The 21,972-nt window shown below is 43.1% G+C and carries 17 protein-coding genes and 3 pseudogenes; 15 read left to right on the top strand and 5 right to left on the bottom strand.

What is annotated here, in order from left to right; genetic code table 11:
• A pseudogene (locus CWI32_RS10400) lies at window positions 1-164 on the bottom strand (IS256 family transposase); the annotation flags it as partial.
• Window positions 165-267: 103 nt separating this feature from the next.
• Window positions 268-1,388, bottom strand: a protein-coding gene (locus CWI32_RS10405; RefSeq protein ID WP_100535250.1) for an IS3 family transposase whose coding sequence is annotated in 2 segments (ribosomal slippage) — window positions 268-1,154 and window positions 1,154-1,388 — 1,122 coding nt in all. Because the reading frame shifts where the segments join, the coding sequence is not laid out codon by codon here.
• Window positions 1,389-1,461: 73 nt separating this feature from the next.
• On the opposite strand from CWI32_RS10405, the pseudogene CWI32_RS10410 reads away from it, so the two are divergent.
• Window positions 1,462-1,653 (top strand): annotated as a pseudogene (locus tag CWI32_RS10410) (type II toxin-antitoxin system HipA family toxin); the annotation flags it as partial.
• Window positions 1,654-1,853: 200 nt separating this feature from the next.
• Here CWI32_RS10410 and pcaU read toward each other — a convergent pair.
• The gene (pcaU, locus tag CWI32_RS10415; protein WP_100535251.1) at window positions 1,854-2,678 is read right to left on the bottom strand and encodes an IclR family transcriptional regulator PcaU; all 825 of its coding nucleotides are present in this window, start codon (window positions 2,676-2,678) and stop codon (window positions 1,854-1,856) included.
• Between the two features lie 279 nt (window positions 2,679-2,957).
• Here pcaU and CWI32_RS10420 point away from each other — a divergent pair, with 279 nt between their 5' ends.
• The 14 genes from CWI32_RS10420 to CWI32_RS10485 all read left to right on the top strand — a co-directional run bounded on the left by CWI32_RS10420 (window position 2,958) and on the right by CWI32_RS10485 (window position 19,961).
• Window positions 2,958-3,638, top strand: coding sequence for a 3-oxoacid CoA-transferase subunit A (locus CWI32_RS10420; protein WP_100535252.1), 681 nt, complete (start codon window positions 2,958-2,960; stop codon window positions 3,636-3,638).
• Between the two features lie 13 nt (window positions 3,639-3,651).
• Window positions 3,652-4,299, top strand: coding sequence for a 3-oxoacid CoA-transferase subunit B (locus CWI32_RS10425; protein ID WP_100535253.1), 648 nt, complete (start codon window positions 3,652-3,654; stop codon window positions 4,297-4,299).
• A 75-nt stretch (window positions 4,300-4,374) separates the two neighbouring features.
• Entirely contained in the window at window positions 4,375-5,580 is a 1,206-nt protein-coding gene (gene pcaF, locus CWI32_RS10430; RefSeq protein ID WP_100535254.1) for a 3-oxoadipyl-CoA thiolase, read from the top strand.
• 22 nt (window positions 5,581-5,602) lie between these two features.
• The gene (gene pcaB, locus CWI32_RS10435; protein ID WP_100535255.1) at window positions 5,603-6,958 is read left to right on the top strand and encodes a 3-carboxy-cis,cis-muconate cycloisomerase; all 1,356 of its coding nucleotides are present in this window, start codon (window positions 5,603-5,605) and stop codon (window positions 6,956-6,958) included.
• An 8-nt stretch (window positions 6,959-6,966) separates the two neighbouring features.
• Window positions 6,967-7,743 carry a 3-oxoadipate enol-lactonase gene (gene pcaD / locus CWI32_RS10440; protein ID WP_171304344.1) on the top strand — a complete coding sequence of 259 codons (777 nt, stop codon included), beginning with the start codon at window positions 6,967-6,969 and terminating at the stop codon, window positions 7,741-7,743.
• A gap of 42 nt (window positions 7,744-7,785) precedes the next feature.
• Window positions 7,786-9,141: a 4-hydroxybenzoate transporter PcaK gene (gene pcaK, locus CWI32_RS10445; RefSeq protein WP_100355949.1), complete on the top strand. Its 1,356-nt coding sequence runs from the start codon at window positions 7,786-7,788 to the stop codon at window positions 9,139-9,141.
• A gap of 14 nt (window positions 9,142-9,155) precedes the next feature.
• Complete coding sequence (pcaC, locus tag CWI32_RS10450; RefSeq protein ID WP_100535257.1) at window positions 9,156-9,590, top strand: 4-carboxymuconolactone decarboxylase; 435 nt, start codon at window positions 9,156-9,158, stop codon at window positions 9,588-9,590.
• 26 nt (window positions 9,591-9,616) lie between these two features.
• Window positions 9,617-10,342 carry a protocatechuate 3,4-dioxygenase subunit beta gene (gene pcaH / locus CWI32_RS10455; protein ID WP_062034296.1) on the top strand — a complete coding sequence of 242 codons (726 nt, stop codon included), beginning with the start codon at window positions 9,617-9,619 and terminating at the stop codon, window positions 10,340-10,342.
• 15 nt (window positions 10,343-10,357) lie between these two features.
• Window positions 10,358-10,987 (top strand): protocatechuate 3,4-dioxygenase subunit alpha, encoded by a 630-nt coding sequence (gene pcaG, locus CWI32_RS10460; protein ID WP_100535258.1) that lies wholly within the window; start codon window positions 10,358-10,360, stop codon window positions 10,985-10,987.
• 149 nt (window positions 10,988-11,136) lie between these two features.
• Complete coding sequence (gene aroD / locus CWI32_RS10465) at window positions 11,137-11,991, top strand: type I 3-dehydroquinate dehydratase (protein WP_100535259.1); 855 nt, start codon at window positions 11,137-11,139, stop codon at window positions 11,989-11,991.
• A 27-nt stretch (window positions 11,992-12,018) separates the two neighbouring features.
• The gene (locus CWI32_RS10470; RefSeq protein ID WP_100535260.1) at window positions 12,019-13,479 is read left to right on the top strand and encodes a right-handed parallel beta-helix repeat-containing protein; all 1,461 of its coding nucleotides are present in this window, start codon (window positions 12,019-12,021) and stop codon (window positions 13,477-13,479) included.
• Window positions 13,480-13,539: 60 nt separating this feature from the next.
• A complete protein-coding gene (locus CWI32_RS10475; RefSeq protein ID WP_100535261.1) occupies window positions 13,540-14,859 on the top strand; it encodes a carbohydrate porin in 1,320 nt (439 codons plus the stop codon).
• 445 nt (window positions 14,860-15,304) lie between these two features.
• Window positions 15,305-17,728 carry a glucose/quinate/shikimate family membrane-bound PQQ-dependent dehydrogenase gene (locus tag CWI32_RS10480; RefSeq protein WP_100535262.1) on the top strand — a complete coding sequence of 808 codons (2,424 nt, stop codon included), beginning with the start codon at window positions 15,305-15,307 and terminating at the stop codon, window positions 17,726-17,728.
• Window positions 17,729-17,804: 76 nt separating this feature from the next.
• Window positions 17,805-19,961, top strand: a complete 2,157-nt coding sequence (locus tag CWI32_RS10485) for a TonB-dependent receptor (protein ID WP_252146107.1) — start codon at window positions 17,805-17,807, stop codon at window positions 19,959-19,961.
• 210 nt (window positions 19,962-20,171) lie between these two features.
• Here CWI32_RS10485 and CWI32_RS15570 read toward each other — a convergent pair.
• Both CWI32_RS15570 and CWI32_RS10490 read right to left on the bottom strand, forming a co-directional pair.
• Window positions 20,172-20,237 (bottom strand): annotated as a pseudogene (locus CWI32_RS15570) (PPC domain-containing protein); the annotation flags it as partial.
• A gap of 161 nt (window positions 20,238-20,398) precedes the next feature.
• Window positions 20,399-21,646 (bottom strand): tyrosine-type recombinase/integrase, encoded by a 1,248-nt coding sequence (locus CWI32_RS10490; protein ID WP_100535263.1) that lies wholly within the window; start codon window positions 21,644-21,646, stop codon window positions 20,399-20,401.
• Between the last annotated feature and the right edge of the window lie 326 nt (window positions 21,647-21,972).

The following is a 21,972-nucleotide window of genomic DNA, read 5'->3' on the forward strand; positions in this document are numbered from 1 at the left end:
TTACGAGCATTCTTTTCATGTCCGAGATGTTCGGTAAGTTCGGCATTGAGAGCCGTTTCAACAGTGAGTTTAGTCAACAATCGGGTGAATTGATTGAGATCGTCTTCTGTTTTGATTCCTTTAGCAAATTCTGCTGCAAGGTCTTTTAGTTTTTGTTCGTTCATCATGTTGCCTGACTCCGTTGTGAATATGAACATAGCAAATTCAGGCAATTACACAATTTAATTTACAGTCTCATAAAAAAGTCTCCGACAAACCCGGTACGGTTCAATATTTCTGTTCAAAGGCTTCTGGACTTAACCAGCCGTTTGCAGAATGTCTTCTGACTCGATTGTAATAAATTTCAATATAGTCAAACAAGACAGCATTCGCTTCTTTTCGAGTCGAAAACACACTGCCATGTACCACATGACCTTTTAATGTATGAAAGAAGCTTTCAGTCACTGCATTATCCCAACAGTTTCCACGTCTAGACATACTCTGAGTACAATCATTTTTCAGTAACAGCGCTCTAAAATCACGACTACAGTACTGTGAGCCTTGGTCCGAATGAACCATAACACCAGTTGGATAACCCTGACGAGCCATTGCATAGTTAAACGTATCACACACCAACTGGCGGTCTATTCGATGGCTGGTTTGCCACCCCACGATACGACGGCTAAATAAATCTAGCATCACACATAAATACAACCAACCTTCTTTAGTGCGGATATAGGTAATGTCTGTTGTCCAGACTTTATTAGGCTGAGTAACTGTAAATTGGCGATCCAACAAGTTGGGTGCTGTAGGCAAACGATGGGTTGAATCAGTCGTATGCTTGTATTTACGTGCAATCCTGCTACGTAAACCAAGCTTTTTTAGCATCCTTCCAATAGTACGTTCGCTCATGTTGTAACCTAAATCATGCATGTCATGTACTAATGAAGGTGCACCCAATCGTGCATGATGCTGCCAATATACGGCTTTTAAGTCATTATATTTCTGTGCCGTATTGGCTTGACGTTTTCGCCAGGCATAATAGCCTGAAGTGCTGACACCTAGGTATTTACAGGCAGAAGATACGGTGACTTCATTCATATCTAGATCTTGAATTACCGTGTACTTTTCTTGGCATGATCTGTTAGAAAGTACACATGCGCTTTTTTTAAGATGTCATTGGCTTCCTTGAGCTGTTTGACTTCTTTCTCTAATTCCACGATCCGCTGTTGTTCTGGTGAAAGTTGACGTTTGCTTGAACCTGCCGGATTGGTTTCACGAATCCATTTATCTAATGTTGAATAACCCACACCTAATTTCTGGGCGATTGCAGCTATAGCTTCGTGGGAGTTTGAAAGTGCATAATCAATCGCTTGCTGTTTAAATTCGGGACTAAAACGTTTAGCCATTTCTTGAATCTCCAAAGATTAAAGTTACGTTATCTTTAGAGGGACGTGCTGTCCATTATTTTGTCTAGGATCAAAACAATGGGCGGAAAAAATCGGTGTTCCATGGCGTGTTATAGACAAACAACTTCGTGAGATCACCGATAAAGCACGGTCAGTATGGCCAACGCTATTACAAGATTTACCAATCGATTCTGCTCATAAAGAAAAACTAAGAGAACATTGGAAAAAATTGCATCCAAATTTTCAAATACTTGTAAATGATTAGAACTAATAAATACGATGAGTCTGATAACTGCAAGAGAGTGTTCAAAACTCTGTGTCAGTCAAATTGGCTAGAGTTTGGTTATATCATTGGGTAATCCCCCTAAAAAATTAGGCCGATTTCATACCCAAATTGTCACTTATTCCTGAGTAAATTCGGCTAGCTATAATCTTTAAATCTTTGTGAAACAAAGCCTTGATAAATTATAAAATATTACGTAGTTCGCGTGCGGTTTCTTGTAGTAACGGCAGTATGTGTTGAATCAAATACTCTTTGGTTGTGCGCATGGTAGGGGAAACAATATTTAAGGCGGCAACCACTTTTAACTGTTGTCCATAAATCGGAACGGCAAGGGCATGTACGCCCAATTCATGTTCCTCACATGAATAGCACCAACCTTGCTCTCGAATTTCGTGCAATAAGGCAAGAAACGTTTCATTGTTATAATGGGTGTATTTGGTTAGGCGTTGTAGTGGATACTGATTCAGCCATTCACATTGTTCCTGATCATCGAGATAGGCCAGTAAAATTTTGCCCGCCGATGTTGCATGTGCAGGTAAGCGATTTCCTAAATGCAGGCCATAAGGATTGACACGATCCGTTTGCTGGTGCGCGGCACTGCGTGCAATGGTAATGGCTTCATAGCCATCGAGAACCATAACTGAAAAAATGAGTGAGGTTTGATTGGTGAGCAGGTTTAGCAAAGGCTGAGAAATTTTAGGAAGATGTGCACCCCCCAAGTAAGATCCTGAAAACTTTAGAACTTTAGGGGTTAAATAAAAATAATGACCATCAGATTCTAAATAGCCTAAATATTCAAGGGTAAGTAAATGGCGTCGTGCTGCAGCACGAGTCATGCCTGTGCGTTCCGCCGCCATAGTGATATTTAAACGATGTCGGTCAGTACCAAAGCTGTCGAGAATAGCCATACCTTTACTAATACCTGCGACAAAATCTTCATGTCGAATAGTTTTTTTATTGTCTTTGTGTTGAAGACGCTTTTCTTTTGTCTCGGCTGCTTCTTCCATCATGTTTCCTTTTTCGATTTTTATTAATTCATTATTTTTACTATAACGTGAAATCAGAGTGAAATAATCAGGTTTTGTTCGATCTATAGATTTTTTGTTCGATGATCGAACAAAACCTGTGGTCACTGTCTATCCCAAAGCGGAAAAATTATAAAAAATGAACAGATAAGGAAATCGAACTAAAAAACTAGGGAATGTGGTTTTAGCTGAATCATCTTCCAGTATAAGTTAGTTTTCCGCGTCTTTTCAAATTTGCATGATGCACAATGGAGTTATCTAATGATAGATAAAAGCGCGGCATCCCTCGCGGAAGTGCTCTCCCAAATCACCGACGGCTCAACCATCATGATTGGTGGTTTTGGTACCGCAGGACAGCCTGCGGAATTGATCGATGGCTTAATTCAACTCGGTATCAAAGACCTTACTATCGTTAGCAATAATGCTGGTAATGGTGACTATGGTTTAGCTAAGCTACTCAAAGCCGGTGCCGTGAAAAAAGTCATCTGTTCATTCCCGCGTCAGTCCGACTCTTGGGTCTTCGATGAACTCTATCGTGCAGGCAAAATTGAGTTAGAGCTGGTTCCACAAGGCAACTTGGCTTGTCGTATTCAAGCAGCTGGTATGGGCCTAGGTGCAGTGTTCACCCCAACCGGCTATGGCACCTTATTGGCTGAAGGCAAAGAAACCCGTCACATCGACGGTAAAGATTATGTTTTGGAATATCCAATTAAAGCAGACTTTGCTTTGATTAAAGCGCAACAAGGCGATCGTTGGGGCAATTTGATTTATCATAAATCTGCACGTAACTTTGGCCCGATTATGGCGATGGCAGCAAACGTGACCATTGCCCAAGTTTCTGAAGTGGTGGAATTAGGGGCTTTAGACCCTGAACACATCATCACCGCAGGTATTTTTGTTCAACACGTGGTACAGGTTCAACCTGAACCTGTTGCTGTGTAATCGGGAGAACATCATGAGCTATCAAAAACTCAGCCGTAACCAAATTGCAGAACGTGTGGCACAAGATATTCCCGATGGTGCATATGTCAATCTCGGTATTGGTTTACCGACCAAAATTGCCAGCTACCTTCCTTCAGACAAAGACGTTTTCTTACATTCTGAAAATGGTTTATTGGCTTTTGGTCCACCACCTGAAAAAGGTCAAGAAGACCCTGAGTTGATTAATGCGGGTAAAGAATATGTGACCATGCTCGAAGGCGGTGCTTTTTTCCACCATGGCGATTCTTTTGCAATGATGCGTGGTGGTCACTTGGATATTGCAGTCCTTGGCGCCTTTCAAGTGGCAGCTAATGGTGACTTGGCTAATTGGCATACTGGTGCACCTGATGCGATTCCTGCTGTTGGTGGTGCAATGGACTTAGCCGTCGGTGCTAAGAAAGTCTTTATCACCACCGACCATATGACTAAACAAGGTGAACCGAAGATCGTAGCTGAACTAAGCTATCCCGCAACAGGTTTGAAGTGTGTCGATCGTATTTATACCGACCTATGCGTGATTGATGTCACTGCTGAAGGCTTGAAAGTGGTAGAGAAAGTCGACGGTTTAAGCTTTGCAGAATTGCAGGCAATGACGGGTGCACTATTAGTGGATGCGACATAAGGATAATAAATCCCCCCTAACCCCTCTTTGAAAAAGAGAGGTTAGGGGGGATTTTAGATAAAGGGAAAATTAAATATGAAAACTGCATATATTATCGATGCCATCCGTACCCCATTCGGCCGTTATGCAGGTGGACTCGCTCCAATCCGTGCCGATGATTTGGGTGCAGTTCCAATTCAAGCCTTAATGCAACGTAATCCAAGTGTTGATTGGACACAAGTCGATGATGTGATCTATGGCTGCGCCAACCAAGCGGGTGAAGACAACCGTAATGTGAGTCGTATGTCTGCACTGCTTGCAGGCTTACCTGTCGAAGTTCCAGCCACGACTGTGAATCGCTTATGTGGCTCATCTTTAGATGCGATTGCAATGGCAGCGCGTGCGATTAAAGCCGGCGAAGCGGATTTAATCATTGCAGGTGGCGTCGAAAGTATGTCTCGTGCACCCTTTGTCCTGGGCAAATCGGAAACAGCTTATGGACGTAGCCAGAAGATTGAAGATACCACCATGGGCTGGCGCTTTATTAATCCTAAGCTCAAAGCGATGTATGGTGTAGACACCATGCCACAAACTGCAGAGAACGTGGCACAACAATTTAACATTGATCGCGCAGATCAAGATCAGTTTGCCTTAGCGAGTCAACAGCGAACCGCAACCGCGCAAGCTCAGGGCTTTTTTACACATGAAATCATCCCTGTGAATATTACACAGCGTAAGGGCGATCCGATTGTGATCGACACGGATGAACATCCACGTGCATCAACTACATTAGAAGGTTTAGCCAAACTCAAGCCTGTTGTGACAGCAGAAGGCACTGTCACTGCGGGGAATGCATCCGGCATCAATGACGGTGCAGCTGCTGTACTGATTGCTTCAGAAGCAGCAGTAGAACAATACCAGCTAAAACCACGTGCCAAGATTATTGCCTCTGCGGCTGTGGGGGTTGAACCTCGTATCATGGGCTTTGCGCCAGCACCTGCCATCAAAAAGCTACTCAAACAAGCTGATCTCATGATTGAGCAGATGGATGTGATTGAGTTGAATGAAGCCTTTGCGGCACAAGCACTGGCCGTTACCCGTGATCTTGGTCTTGCAGACGATACGACCCAAGTGAATCCAAATGGTGGTGCGATTGCGATTGGTCATCCACTCGGTGCATCGGGTGCGCGTTTAGTCACCACAGCTTTAAACCAATTAGAACAAACCGGTGGTACTTATGCCCTGTGTTCAATGTGTATTGGTGTCGGTCAAGGCATTGCAATGATTATTCAGCGCGTTTAAAGCAGAGTTAAGGATAGCGATCATGAGCCAGTTATATGCCAGCTTATTTTACCAAAACGAGGTGACTGAAATTTTCAGTGATCGCGCGTTGGTGTCATACATGATTGAGGCTGAAGTTGCCTTGGCACAAGCGCAGACTCAGGTCGGTGTCATTCCAGAATCTTCGGCAACAGCAATTTCAAACATCGCAGCAACTGCAATTGATCAGATTGACTTTGATGCTTTAGCTGTTGCTACAGGCTTGGCGGGCAATATCGCGATTCCTTTTGTGAAGCAATTCACTGCGATTGTGAAACAAAGTAATGAAGATGCTGCGCGTTATGTGCATTGGGGCGCAACCAGTCAAGACATTTTAGACACTGCCTGTATTTTGCAATGTCGTGCTGCAATGACGCATGTTGAAGCTTTAATTTATCAATGTTATCGCACTGCATTGACCCAAGCTGAACAGTATCGCTCACAAGTGATGATTGGACGCACCTGGTTGCAGCAAGGTTTACCAATTACTTTGGGGCATAAATTGGCACGCTGGGCTTCGGCATTTCATCGTGATTTGGCCCGTATTGAAGCGATGAAAGCACGTGTTTTTACTGTGCAATTAGGCGGTGCGGTCGGTTCACTGGCTTCATTGCAGGCACAAGGCACAGCAGTGGTTCATGCTTATGCAGCCCAGTTGCAGCTTTCTGTACCAGCCTGTACCTGGCATGGTGAGCGGGATCGTATTGTTGAGATTGCGAGTGTTTTAGCCATGGTGACCGGCAGTTTAGGGAAAATGGCGCGTGACTGGTCGTTGATGATGCAAACAGAGATTGCTGAAATCTTTGAACCCACAGCAAAAGGGCGTGGAGGGTCATCGACCATGCCGCATAAACGTAATCCTGTCGCTGCGGCATCCGTTTTGGCGGCGGCCAATCGTGTGCCTGTGTTGATGTCGAGTTTGTACCAGAGCATGGTGCAAGAGCATGAGCGTAGTTTAGGTGGATGGCATGCAGAATGGCTGGCATTGCCTGAAATTTTCCAGCTTTGCGCAGGCGCTTTGGAGCGGACTTTGGACGTTTTACAAGGCATGAAAGTTAATGCTGAGAACATGCAACGCAACTTGGAATGTACACAAGGCTTGATCATGGCGGAAGCCGTCATGATGGCTTTGGCAGCGCATATGGGGCGTTTACAGGCCCATCATCTGGTGGAAGCTGCATGTAAAACAGCCGTGGAAAAAGGCGTTCACTTAAAAGAGGTTATCTGCGAACTTGATCAAGTCACAGCCTATTTTAGTGCAGCTCAGATTTCAGTAATTTTTGAACCAGCGTCCTATCTAGGCAATATTCAAGACCAGATTGATGCGGTTTTGCAGGAAGCAAAGGGAGAGGCAATGTGAATATCACAATGACCAATCGTCAAGATAAACACTTGGCTGTACAAGTGAACGGACAAGAAGATGCACCTGTAATTGTATTTTCAAATTCATTGGGTACAGATAAAGGCATGTGGCAGCCACAAGTTGCTGCCTTCGAACAACAGTTCAAAGTAGTGACTTATGACACCCGTGGTCACGGTCAAAGCGATGTAATTGAGCAGACCACTATACAAAATCTCGCAGAAGATGTGATTGATATTCTGAACGGCTTAAACATTGAAAAAGCGCATTTCTGCGGGATTTCAATGGGCGGCATGACCGCTTTGTGGCTTGGTATTCATCATGCAGATCGCTTTCATAGCATAACTGTGGCGAACTCGGCAGCTAAAATTTGGACTGCGGAAGGTTGGAATGCCCGTGCAGATGCGGTAACGGCCAATGGCTTAGCAGACTTGGTCGCGACTACGCATACACGCTGGTTTAGTGAGCAGTTTGATTATCAACACGATGCTTTGGCGCAGCGCACTATTCAATCTTTAGCGACTACACCAGCACTGGGTTATGCAGAATCTTGCCGAGCGCTCGCGCAAGCAGATCTATCTACTCAAATTCAACAGATTCAGATTCCAACTTTAGTGATTGCAGGCGCATTTGACCCAGTTACTACAGTGGCAGATGGCGTCTTTATGCAACAACAGATTCAAAAGTGTGAATTAGCGGTGATTGATACATCGCATCTTTCCAATATTGAGCAACCTGAGCTGTTTACCCAAACCCTCAGTCAGTTCATTGGATCGCTTCAATAGTTTAAGGATTTTTAAAAGGACTTTCAGCCCAAGGAGGCAGGTATGGCGTCTCAGGAATACGCTACTCAAAAAACGAGTATAGACGCACAAGCACTGATTAATGATGCACCGATTAGCAAATATCAGTGGTTGATCGCAATTGTATGTTTTCTCATTGTTTTTGTTGATGGTATTGATACTGCGGCAATGGGTTTTATTGCTCCAGCCTTGGCACAAGACTGGGGGATAGACCGCTCGCAACTCGGTCCTGTGATGAGTGCTGCTTTAGGCGGCATGATTATTGGTGCTTTGGTGTCTGGCCCAACCGCTGACCGCTTTGGGCGAAAGATTGTTTTAAGTGTTTCGATGCTGATTTTTGGTGGCTTTACTTTGGCATCAGCCTATGCAGCGGACTTAAATACCTTGGTGGTCCTTCGCTTTTTAACCGGTATTGGTTTGGGTGCTGCGATGCCGAATGCAACCACACTATTTTCTGAATATTGCCCGCAGCGCTCTCGCTCGCTACTCGTGACCTGTATGTTCTGTGGTTACAACTTGGGTATGGCAACAGGTGGTTTCATCAGCAGTTGGTTGATCCCAACCTTTGGTTGGCACAGCTTATTTTTACTGGGCGGTTGGTCGCCACTGATTTTGATGATCTTGGTGATTTTCTTCTTACCTGAATCTTATCGTTTCTTGATTGTGAAAGGTCGTGACCCCGAAAAAGTTCGCAAAATTCTAACGCGTATTGCACCGACGCAAGTACATGGTGTTACTGAGTTTCATGTACCTGAAGAAAAAACGGAAGGTGGAGAGAAGAAAGGTGTGTTTGGCATGCTGTTCTCTCAGAAATATGTCAAAGGCACGGTTTTATTGTGGCTGACCTATTTTATGGGTTTGGTGATGATTTATCTACTCACCAGTTGGTTACCAACCTTAATGCGTGAAACTGGCGCAACGATGGAACGTGCTGCATTTATCGGTGGTTTATTCCAGTTTGGTGGTGTCCTCAGTGCTTTATTTATTGGCTGGGCAATGGACCGTTTCAACCCGAACCGCATTATTGCAGGCTTTTACTTTGTCGCTGGGATCTTTGCCTTTGCCGTTGGTCAGAGCTTAGCAAATCCAACCTTACTTGCCATTTTAGTGCTTTGCGCAGGTGTTGCAATTAATGGTGCGCAGTCGGCAATGCCAGCACTCAGTGCTCGTTTTTATCCAACCCAATGCCGTGCAACAGGTGTGGCGTGGATGTCTGGGATTGGACGTTTTGGTGCGGTATTTGGTGCTTGGATCGGTGCGGTATTACTCGGCAATGACTGGTCGTTTACAGCTATTTTAAGTCTGCTGTTAATTCCAGCAACAGCAGCAGCAGTCGCTATTTTTGTTAAATCACTGGTTGCACATACCGATGCGACCTAATTGAGGTTTCTCCCATGAATGATGAACAACGTTATGAACAAGGAATCACCGTACGCACCGAAGTGCTGGGTGAAAAGCATGTCGGTCGTTCACTTGAGAACTTGAATGATTTCAATGCCGACTTCCAAAACTTTATTAGCCGTTTTGCATGGGGCGAAGTCTGGTCTAGACCAGGCATGCCGCGCCACACCCGTAGCTTAGTCACCATTGCCGTGTTATTGGCATTGGGCCGTGAAGACGAATTGCGTATGCATTTACGTGCTTGTTTTAACAATGGTGTGACCAAGAACGACTTAAAAGAATTGATTTTGCACTGTTCATTGTATGCCGGTTTACCTGCAGCCAATGCAGCCATGCACATGGCAGAAGAAGTTTTTGCAGATTTGGGCATTGCCCCGCAAAAGTTGAGCGAACAGCAGCTTAGCCAAGAACCAACAAATCAAGAGTAATGGAACAAGATTAAGAGGGACGTCACATGTCGCAACTTATTTTAGGTGCTTATGCACAACGCAATACCGAAGATCATCCGCCAGCATATGCACCCGGCTATAAAACCAGTGTATTACGCTCGCCCAAAAATGCGTTGATTTCGATTGCAGAAACTTTAACTGAAGTGACTTCACCACAGTTTAGTGCGGAACAGTTTGGGCCTAAAGATAACGATTTGATTTTGAACTATGCCAAAGAAGGTTTGCCAGTCGGCGAGCGCATTATTGTGCATGGTTATGTGCGTGATCAGTTTGGGCGCCCAGTTAAAAATGCTTTGCTCGAAGTGTGGCAAGCCAATGCTTCAGGTCGTTATCGCCATCCAAATGACCAGTTTATTGGTGCGATGGACCCGAACTTTGGTGGTTGTGGTCGCATGATGACCGATGCCAATGGTTATTTTGTGTTCCGTACCATTAAGCCAGGCCCGTACCCTTGGCGTAACCGTATTAATGAATGGCGTCCTGCACATATTCATTTCTCTTTACTTGCCGATGGTTGGGCGCAGCGTCTTATTTCACAGTTCTATTTTGAAGGCGATACGCTGATTGATTCGTGTCCAATTATTAAAACCATTCCTTCGGAAGAACAACGTCGTGCATTGATTGCCTTGGAAGACAAGAGCAACTTTATTGAAGCAGACAGCCGTTGTTACCGCTTTGACATCACTTTACGTGGTCGTCGTGCGACTTATTTCGAAAATGATTTGACTTAATTCAGGGAGAACAATATGAACCATTGGAACTTTCAAGAATTGCATGAAACGCCATCTCAAACAGGTGGACCATACGTACACATTGGTTTGTTGCCACAACAAGCCAACATCGAAGTGTTTGAAAATAACTTTAATAACCAGTTAGTTAAAGAAAACACTTTAGGCGAACGTATTCGCTTAGAAGGTCAGGTGTTTGACGGCTTAGGTTTACCATTACGTGATGTTTTAATCGAGATTTGGCAGGCAGATGCCAACGGCATCTATCCAAGTGCGGCCGATATTCAAGGCAAAGTGGTGGATCCAAACTTCCTCGGTTGGGGGCGTACAGGCGCAGACTTCGAAACTGGTTTTTGGAGTTTTAATACCATTAAACCGGGTGCGGTTCCGGGCCGTAAAGGCACAACTCAGGCACCGCATATTGCGCTGATCATCTTTGCTCGCGGAATTAACATTGGCTTGAATACCCGTGTGTATTTTGAAGATGAAGCAGAAGCCAATGCGCAAGACCCAGTGCTGAAAGGCATTGAGTGGGCACCGCGTCGTCAGACGCTCATTGCAAAACGTGAACAGCGCGACGGTGAAGTGGTTTATCGCTTTGACATTCGTATACAAGGCGAAAACGAAACAGTTTTTCTAGATATCTAAGTTGATTCAGTTCAGTGCAGAACACTTTGCACTGGCTCGATAGATAAAAGTTTATACGTGGTGATGGTATGACCTATTTCATTCATCCCACGTATGCTTGCGGATGACGATAAAAGTCAGACAATAGTTTGAAAATACAAGGAAATGTAATGATGAAAATTAAAAAATTAGCAATGCAACTCTGCTTAAGCAGTGCTGTTATCGCCGCAATGCCAGCATTTGCAGCGGAAGTTGCTCCTACGACACAACACTATATAGTGAAAAACCTCAATATTGGTGACTTACCTGTCAAAACTATTGTGCCGATTACCGCAAAGACAGCAGAGCAAGCCATGGCCCAAGCGCAAGTGATTGCCAGCAATCCTGATGTCGATTTGGCTGAGTTTCGTATCGACTTATTGGAATTTTCTGCTGACACGAAAAAAGTGATCGCACTTGGTCATCAACTCAATCAGATTTTGAAAGATAAACCGATGATTGCCACCATTCGTACCCATAATGAAGGCGGTAAAATGACGGTAACTGATCAAGACTATGAAAAAATTTATCGTGAATACCTCAAAGCACCTTTCATGCAATTGCTGGATATCGAGATGTTCCGTGATGCAGGCAGCGTGGCAAAATTGACCAAATTAGCGCATGATCAACATGTGTTGGTGATCATGTCGAATCACGATTTTAATAAGACCCCAGAACAACAAGAAATTGAAAACCGTTTGCTGAAACAAGACCAAATGGGCGCAGATATTTTGAAAATTGCGGTAATGCCGAAATCTAAACAAGATGTCATGACCTTAATGAATGCAACGCTTGCTGTGAGCCAAAAAAGTCAAAAACCATTACTGACCATGTCGATGGGGCAATTGGGCACGATCTCGCGTGTCGCTACTGCCAACATGGGTAGTAGCCTAAGTTTTGGCATGATTGGTGAGGCTTCAGCACCGGGTCAAATTGATGTGACTCAACTTAAACAGTTCCTTAAAACTGTTCAGCCTACACCTTAAGACTTCCAGACATAAAAGGATTTAAAGATGCAATCATCAACTTTACGTTTAACGACTTTGGCATTGGGTTTAGTGGCTTCAGGTTTTGCCAGTGCAGAAACTTATATTGTTGACCGCTATCAGGACGATAGTGCGAAAGGTTCATTACGCTGGGCAATTGAACAATCGAATGCCAATGCAGCGCAAGAAAATGAAATTCAAATCCAAGCTGTGGGTAAAGCCCCCTATGCAATTAAACTGAATCAGCCTTTACCGCCGATCAAATCTTCAGTAAAGATCATTGGGACGCAATGGGACAAAACAGGCGAGTTTATTGCAATTGATGGTTCAAACTATATTAAAGGCGAAGGTGCTAAAGCCTGCCCAGGCGCAAACCCAGAGCAGTATGGCACCAACGTCCGTACCATGACGTTGCCGGGTCTGGTGCTGCAAGATGTCAATGGCGTGACTTTAAAAGGTCTCGATATCCACCGTTTCTGTATCGGTATCCTGATTAACCGTTCGAGCAACAACCTAATTCAGCATAACCGCATCAGTAATAACTACGGTGGTTCAGGTGTGATGCTGACAGGTGATGATGGTAAAGGTAATCCAACTTCAACCACCACCAATAACAACAAGGTCTTAAATAACTTGTTTGTAGACAATGGCGATGGTCTAGAGCTGACGCGTGGTGCGGCATTTAACCTAGTTGCGAATAACCTGTTCACTTCAACCAAAGCTAACCCAGAACCATCTCAGGGTATTGAAATTCTTTGGGGCAATGACAACGCAGTAGTGGGCAACAAGTTTGAAAACTATTCTGATGGTTTGCAAATTAACTGGGGTAAACGTAACTACGTTGCCTATAACGAGCTGACCAATAACTCGATTGGCTTTAACTTAACGGGTGATGGCAACATCTTTGACAGCAACAAAGTGCATGGTAACCGCATTGGGATTGCAGTACGTTCTGAAAAAGATGCCAATGCACGTACCACGCTGACCAAAAATTTAATTTGGGACAATGGTAAAGATATTAAGCGTTGTGAAGCAGGCGGTTCATGTGTACCAAACCAACGTCTAGGTGCCATTGTATTTGCTGTGCCTGCGCTTGAACATGCAGGTTTTGTCGGTTCTCGTGGTGGTGGTGTGGTGATTGAAGATGCAAAACTTCAAAAAACTTGCACACAGCCAAATGAGCAAGGCTGTAATGCGATGCCAAACCAAAACATCCAAGCACCGCGTTTAAGCTATAGCAAAGGACAAATTACCGCGACAGTTCAAGGGCAACCAAATCAACGCTACCAAGTTGAATTCTTTGCCAATCGTCAAGCGAATAGTCAAGAAGCTGAACAGTACTTAGGGGCTCAAGTACTCACAACCAATGCACAAGGTCAAGGTCAAGCCTCTTGGAAAGCACTGAGTGGTGCTGCAAGTGCGACAGCGAATGTAACCGACCATTTGGGTGCAACTTCTGAACTCAGCCCAGCCGTTCGCATTAAATAATAAAAACCGCATGGAAAGCTCACTTTAGTTGAGCTTTCCTCACAAAAAAGGATGTTTGGTATGCAACAACTATTAAAACTTGGCACATTATCTTTGGCACTTTTAACTTGCCAACTGGCTTCTGCAAATGAATTTTATTCGGCTGATCGTCAATGGTTATTTGGGGATTGGAACGGTGAGCGGAAGCAACTGGAAGATCAAGGCTATAAATTTACTGCGGCAATTATGAGTCAGGCGGCAACCAATCTGGATGGTGGTTATAACGATGACAATACCTTGGAAAATGCAGGGCAGCTAACCTTAGGTGCTAATTTTGATTTGAATAAAATTGCAGGTTGGGAAAATACCACAGCAGGCTTGATGATTACCAAACGTGATGGTAATGCCTTAACGCTTGAACGCATTAAAGACCCTCGTGCCAGCACCTTGGGCAACAGCCAAGAAATTTATGGTCGTGGCAAAATTTGGCGTTTGACCCAAGCATGGATCAAAACAGGATTTGACGACAACCGTGTCCAATTTAAGATTGGACGTATGGGCATGTCGGATGACTTTAACAGCTCGCAATGTGAGTTTCAGAACTTACTTTTGTGTGGTGGACAGTTAGGTAAGTCCATCGGTTCGATTTGGTATAACTGGCCTGTCAGCTTATGGGGCACCAATGTTAAATACCAATTTGCATCAGACTGGTCACTTGGTGTTGGGGTCTATGAAGTCAACCCAGACAATGTCAAAACAGACTCAGACAGTGATGGCTTTAACCTCGATATGGACAATGTCGAAGGGGCGACTATTCCAGTTGAACTGGTATGGAAACCAAAACTTGCCACATTTAATAGTTTACCGGGCGAATATAAACTCGGTGCACTGTATTCCACAGCAGAAGCTAAAGATGTGGGCACATCAGGAGAAATCCACGATGGCAAATATAGTTTTTGGTTGAATGCTCAACAACAACTGACTCAACACGGAGCTGATCCGAAGCGTGGTTTATATATCAGTTTTAATGGCGTAGTGAACGATAAGGCCACAACATTTGTAGAAAGTACACAACAACTGGCGCTTTGGTACAAAGGTCCTTTCGATAGTCGCCCTAATGACTCCATCGGTTTTGGTTTAGCCAATTATGTCGTGAATGATCGTGCGACGGACAAGCAAATCGCCACCAATGAAGGTCGTGGTTATTACAGTTACGATGCAGTTGCGAGTGATTATGTCCCAATTCAACATGATGAGCTCAATGTTGAGTTGAACTATACCTATCAGTGGTCACCTGTGGTGATGCTCAGACCCAACCTACAATATATCTATCAACCCTCTGGCGTGAAAGAAGTGGATGATGCTTGGGTGGCGGGTCTTAGCGTTAAGGTGAATTTTTAATCGTTTTTAAAGTGAAAGAGTGTTTAAAATGTAAGCAATACTATTGCTGAGCCAGGGGCTGTTGACACTTCATCTATGCTTGCGACAACGAGTATTTTTTAGATGATACTAGGCGCGAAATACGCAATTTAGTCATTCTAAATAAGTGGTTCGCAACAACGTAGCATCAAAAAATACTCTAGTCCTAAAAGGGTGTGGCTAAAATCTTCACAGGCATCGTTATGAAACTTGAAAATAGTCCCACTATTGTCATCGTTCCATGCCTTGCCTGCTCAATTTTAGCCTACAACGCAAGCCATTTATGAAATATCAACAGCCCCTAAACACTCTTTTTTCATTGTTGAAGCAAGTTAATTGTGGATGCTCAAAGTTTGGATGTGGTGTGAATGATGCTCAAAACAAAGTAGGCGAGATCATTTAAAACACAGCATTTGGAGTAAAAAGTATGTCCGAATCGCAATCTCAACCCATATTTAAAATATGGTGCTTTATATTAGGCTTAGCTTTATTGCTGACTGGCTTATTTTATTTAATCGGTGGTGGAAAACTGATTAGTCTAGGTGGTTCTTGGTACTTCCTGATTGCAGGTTTATTGACCACTATTTCCGCAATATTTATTTTTAGAAAAAAAGCATTGGGTGTCTGGATTTTTGCACTGGTTTTTCTTGGAACCTTGGTTTGGGCACTGTTTGATGCAGGTTGGGATTTTTGGGCACTCCATTCACGTTTAATGTTCCCTGCGGGTTTATTTGCCGCACTGTGTTTTACCTTACCAGCTATTCGTAAGTACCAATTTCAAATTGCATCTTCAGCACCCGCTTATGCCTTAGGTGGTTTGACAGTGTTAGGTATGCTCGGTGGTTTGTATGGCATGTTTATTCCACATCCAACGGTAAAAGCCAGTGGTGAAGAACTACCCCTAGTGCCTGTAACAGCTCAAACTCAACAAGTGAATTGGTCGCACTATGGTAATGATGCCGGTGGAAGTCGTTTTGCTGCGTTGGATCAGATCAACCGAAATAATGTATCTAAGTTAAAGGAAGCATGGCGCTTTCAAACAGGCGATATGACTACAGGTACGGGTAATGGCGCAGAAGACCAGCTCACGCCTTTACAGGTCGGTGATAAAGTCTTTTTATGTACACCGCATAACAACATTATTGCTTTAGATGCTGACACAGGTAAACAAATCTGGAAAGCTGAAGTGAACTCTAAAGCGGATGCTTGGGAGCGTTGCCGTGGTGTGGGTTACTTTGACTCGACTCAAGCCTTGGTACAACCGACTTTAGCCGGTGCAAGTGCGGTGACAGCGGTGGCAAACAATACCGCATGTCCACGTCGTGTTTATACCAATACACCTGACGGTCGTTTAATTGCAGTCAATGCCGATACAGGCGAACGCTGTAAAGACTTTGGTGTCGATGGAACGGTGAACTTACTGGAAGGTCTAGGTGCGGGCACGCAAGCGCCTCGTTTTGAAGTGACCTCGGCGCCAACCATTGCGGGAACTAGCATCATTGTCGGGAGTCGTATTGCTGATAACTTTGCAGCGGATATGCCAGGTGGCGTGATTCGTGCTTATGATGTGATTACTGGGCAGCTACGCTGGGCTTTTGATCCACGTAACCCAAATCCAAACTATGTCCTAAAACCGGGTGAAATCTATAAACGTAGTTCAGCTAACTCTTGGGCGGCAATGTCCTACGACCCGCAAATGAACACGGTGTTCTTACCGATGGGCAGTTCCTCAGTCGATGTTTGGGGCGGAAACCGTCAACCTGTAGATCATAAGTACAATTCTTCTGTTTTGGCTTTGGATGCAACCACAGGTAAAGAAAAGTGGGTTTATCAAACCGTTCACAATGATCTTTGGGACTTCGATTTACCCATGCAGCCAAGCTTGGTCGATTTTCCAATGCAAAATGGGCAAACCAAACCTGCTGTCGTCATTGGCACCAAGTCTGGTCAGTTCTTTGTACTCGACCGTGTGACAGGCAAGCCTTTAACTAAAGTGGTTGAACAACCTGTCAAAGCTGCAGATATTCCTGATGAGCAATACAGTGCAACTCAGCCACGTTCAGTTGAAATGCCACAAATTGGCAATCAGACTTTGACTGAATCGGACATGTGGGGCGCAACGCCATTTGACCAGTTGATGTGTCGCATTAACTTTAAATCCATGCGTTATGATGGTCTATTTACAGCACCGGGTTCTGATATATCTTTGAGTTTTCCGGGTTCGTTGGGTGGGATGAACTGGGGCAGTATCGCATTTGACCCAACGCATCGTTATATGTTTGTCAACGACATGCGCTTAGGTCTGTGGATTCAGCTGATTAAACAAACGCCTGAAGATTTAAAACTTGAAGCCAGTGGTGGAGAGAAGGTCAACACAGGTATGGGCGCAGTGCCAATGAAAGGTACACCGTATAAAGTGAATAAAAACCGCTTTATGTCGGTATTGGGCATTCCATGCCAAAAACCACCATTCGGAACTATGACTGCGATTGATATGAAAACCCGTCAAGTGGCTTGGCAGGTGCCTTTAGGTACGGTTGAAGATACTGGTCCAATGGGCATTAAAATGGGCTTAAAAGCACCGATTGGTATGCCAACCATTGGTGGCCCAATGGCGACTCAAGGTGGTTTAGTGTTCTTTGCTGCAACACAAGACTTCTACTTGCGCGCCTTCAATTCATCTAATGGTGAAGAGTTATGGAAAGCGCGTTTACCCGTAGGTAGCCAAGGGACACCGATGAGCTACATTTCTCCAAAAACAGGCAAGCAATATGTGGTCATTTCCGCGGGTGGGGCACGTCAGTCGCCTGATCATGGTGATTATGTGGTTGCGTATAGCTTAGCCGATTAAAACGTTTTATTGTATGGGAAGCCTGTCGAGATGATAGGCTTCCTATTTTTATGGTAATAACAAGCAAGGAAATATTGTGCGATTAACTTATTTGATACCTGCGCCTTTTAAACAAGCCTTATTGACTGCGGTTATTCTACAATCTATGCATGCTTATGCAGAAACGACAGAATATCAACTTCCTGTCATCACCGTCCAAGCGGTACATATCGATAGCGAGTTGTTATCGACTTCTGCATCCATTCAAAAAGTCCAAGCGGCTACAGTACAAAACAATGTCAATGTGAATCTATCTGAAGTATTACAAGGGGTTGCAGGCTTACAAATTAATAACCGTGAAAACTATGCGCAAGACTTGCAGATTTCGATGCGTGGCTTTGGCGCTCGTTCGACTTTTGGCGTGCGTGGCATTCGGATGTATGTCGATGGTATTCCTGCGACCATGCCTGATGGTCAAGGGCAAAGTTCCAATATTGACCTCAATAGTTTGGATCACATCGAAGTGCTGACAGGGCCATTTTCATCTTTATATGGTAACTCATCAGGTGGAACCATCTTGGCTGAGACCAAAGAAGGACAAGGGAAAGACTCAATCCAAGTGGGACTCAATGCAGGCAGCCACCATAAGCAACAAGCCAATATCAAATTACAAGGGGGTTCTGAACAGGCCAATCAACCCGCTTATGTGATTAGTTCCTCTTATTTTGATACCGATGGTTTTCGAGACCATAGTGCAGCGCAAAAAGTACTGAATAATGCCAAACTGACATGGAACTTAGAGGATGGCAGTAAAATCAACTGGGTGATGAACCGTGTCGATATTGATGCCGACGACCCACAAGGTCTAAAGCATGAGCAGTGGAAAGCCAATCCAAAACAAGTCAATGACAGCAAAAATACCTATAATGTCCGTAAAGAAATTGAACAAACCCAAACAGGACTGACGTGGACTAAGCCGCTGAATGATCAGCAAGAGCTATATAGCATGTTCTATTTGGGCAACCGACAGGTCGTACAATATCAGTCAATTCCTAAATGTGGGATAAATAAAGTTACAGGGGAATGTATACCAAACTCTTCACAACTTAATCCTCGCCATGCAGGTGGCGTAATTGACTTTGACCGAGATTATTATGGTGCGGACTTCCGTTGGACAGGGAAAGAAGTTTTACCGAATACAACTTTAGTTGCAGGTGTGGCTTTAGACCGGATGGTCGAAGACCGGAAAGGTTATGAAAACTATGATGATACTGGTCGCTATGGCGTGAAAGGTGATTTACGCCGTAATGAAAATAATACCTTGTGGAATTTAGATCCATATGTACAAGCCTCATGGCAGTTCTTACCCACGTGGCATCTTGATACAGGTTTACGCTATAGCAATGTACATTATGAGTCAGATGATCATTACATTGTAGCTGGCAATGGTGATGACAGTGGTTCAACGGATTATCAAAAATTATTGCCTTCCGTGGCTTTAGGCTGGGAAATTTTACCTGAACTTTATGCTTATGCCAGTTATGGTAAAGGCTTTGAAACTCCAACCTTTACCGAAATGGCTTATCCGACATTGGCCACATCGGGAATTAATTTCGATTTAAAACCTGCAAGCAGTGATACCTATGAGCTGGGGTTAAAATCCCAAAACGCATTTGGAATGTTTACATTGGCAGTTTTCAATACTGTTACTAAAAATGACATCGTGCCTGATGATGCCAATGCGGGACGCAATACATTTCGTAATGCAGAGCAAACCTTACGACAAGGCGCTGAGCTGGCTTGGCAACACCAGCTTTGGCAGGATCTAAAACTTAGTGCAAGCTATAGTTATTTGGACGCCACTTTTGATGCCGATATTGCAGCAACCACCACCAAGCCTTTGATTGAAAAAGGGACATATATTCCCGGAATTGCTAAAAATCAAGCATTTACCCGTATTGCATGGCAACCTAAACAGGGCTTCCAAGCAGGCTTAGAAGCACGCTATATGGATAAAATTTATGTCGATGATATCAACTCAGATACTGCACCAAGTTATACCGTTGTGGCTGCAAATGTCGGCTATTTATGGGTAAACCGTGACTGGAAAGTAAACAGCTATGCCCGAGTCGATAACCTGTTTGACCGTAACTATGTTGGCTCAGTGATTGTGAATGACGGCAATAGTCGCTTCTTTGAACCCGTCGATGGTCGAAACTTTAGCGTTGGCATGAGTGTGACCAAAGCCTTTTAATGGAAATGGTTTGGCTAGGATCACTCACACCCAAGTTGTCACTTAAATTTGAACAACTTAGTAAAGCTCTATCTTTAAAAAATTTATGCAACAAAGCCGGATTCAATCAATAATTGAACCGCTTTTTCTCTAATTTCAGGGGTATATTTTAATTTTGTCATCGGGATAGTCTCTCAGAATATTGACTCTCCGACAAACCCGGTACGGTTCACTAAGCATAGTTAAAGTTAGGGCCATAAAAGCACCAGCTAGTAATTTCGTATTCGCTATTTTAATAAGGTTACCTTAATTCTTGTATCGCCCCTGATATAGTAACATAAGTAATAAACTCGAATCCAAAATTGGCGTTTAGCAATGAATTGGTTTACGATTCAGTTCGATGATCCATTAAAAGATTATTTATAAAAAATGGAACTTACACAAAATAATTTACAGGCTCAATTAATGCCATTTCGTACTTGTTGCAAAATCCAATCCTCATATTCTTGTAGTGTTTCTTGTAGCATATCCATAGGTCGTACGATGTAGTGCCTTTCAACTAATGCACTAGGTTTATGACCTGATATCTGTGCTAAAGATCCTTCATTGATTTTTGCCCAAATAGCTAACGTTTTATATGATCTCCTCAATCCATGGGGAGTAAGTTCAATATTTAGTTTTTTACATATTTTCTCTAAGCTATCGTAAGGATTAACAATATGGCCACATTCAGCGCCCTTACTACTAAATATGAATTTAGAATCAGAATTTTTCTTTAGTTCTAATAATAAGCTTTCAACATATGCAGTTAGAGGGATTAGGCGACCTTCATCTTCAATTTTATCTCTGACTTTTGCTGTTTTCCAACGAAAATCGACATCTGTCCATTTTAATGAAAGTAGCTCATTCTTTCTGCAACCAGTGATTAAACTACATATCAAAAAAATCGCAATTTTTCTACTAGTTAACTTATTTACCTCTTCAAACCATGGTTTTAGGTGCTGTTTCATCAAACAATCATTTTTTGCTTTGGAGGAAGGGACTTTATCTTTAACCTTCTTGGCGTTATATGATTTTGGAGGTATTAAGTTTTCATAGTCTTCATGTTCCTCGCACCAATTCAGAAAAGCGCGTGTGAGTCGATATGCTTTAGCTGATGTTGTAGGACGATAGTCATTTTGATCAAGCCAATCACAAAACACATCTGCAGTTAATTCAGAAAGCTTGTACTCAAACAGTTGATAAATGGGTTGATTAGTATAAATACTATTTTTTTCAGGATCGTAACCACCTCTAGATAATTCGATATGATCCTGATAGCTTCTTGGTCGCCAATTAGGTTGTCTTGCTTTTAAATATTCAAACCATACATCTTTAAATTTAATAGTTTTACGCTTTTCTTGTTTTAGCAGTTCTTTATTATCAGCTAAAGCTTTCTTACGCTCGATTAATGGGTCAATCCCTTTGTGGCACATAATCGCCAATTCTTGTGCATATTTACGAGCGTCATCTAATTTCCATACATCAACGTCACCAATTTTTATACGACGGTTTTGAAGACCAATACGGCCTTGGAAGATGTAGCTTTTATTATTTTTAGGTGTAACTTTAACACCGAATCCTGGGGTTTTCTCATCCCAAAAAAAAGTTGGTTTATTTTTGTCTGAGCAATCAATTTTATCAATAGCAGGTTTTGTTAACTTCATTCTAGTAAGCGTATGGTAAGCAAGTAGTAAGCAAAATCAATATATATTAATCAACAAAAAGAGTGAATAATAAAATTTTAAAATTTTAAAATTATATAAATATATGATAGTATTGATTTTATATCTGTTACTTGTTGATTTTTAATTGCCATGTAAACGGACTCATAATCCGTTGGTCGACAGTTCAAGTCTGTCTGGGCCCACCAAGTTTTATACTTATATAGCTTTATATAAGATCTAAACCCTTAATTCTAATAGAGTTAAGGATTTTTTTATGTCTTAAGAATACTCAGGTATACTCGTATAAAAACACCCTATTCGTATCC

The organism is Acinetobacter pseudolwoffii (genome assembly GCF_002803605.1).
Classification (GTDB): Bacteria; Pseudomonadota; Gammaproteobacteria; order Pseudomonadales; family Moraxellaceae; genus Acinetobacter; species Acinetobacter pseudolwoffii.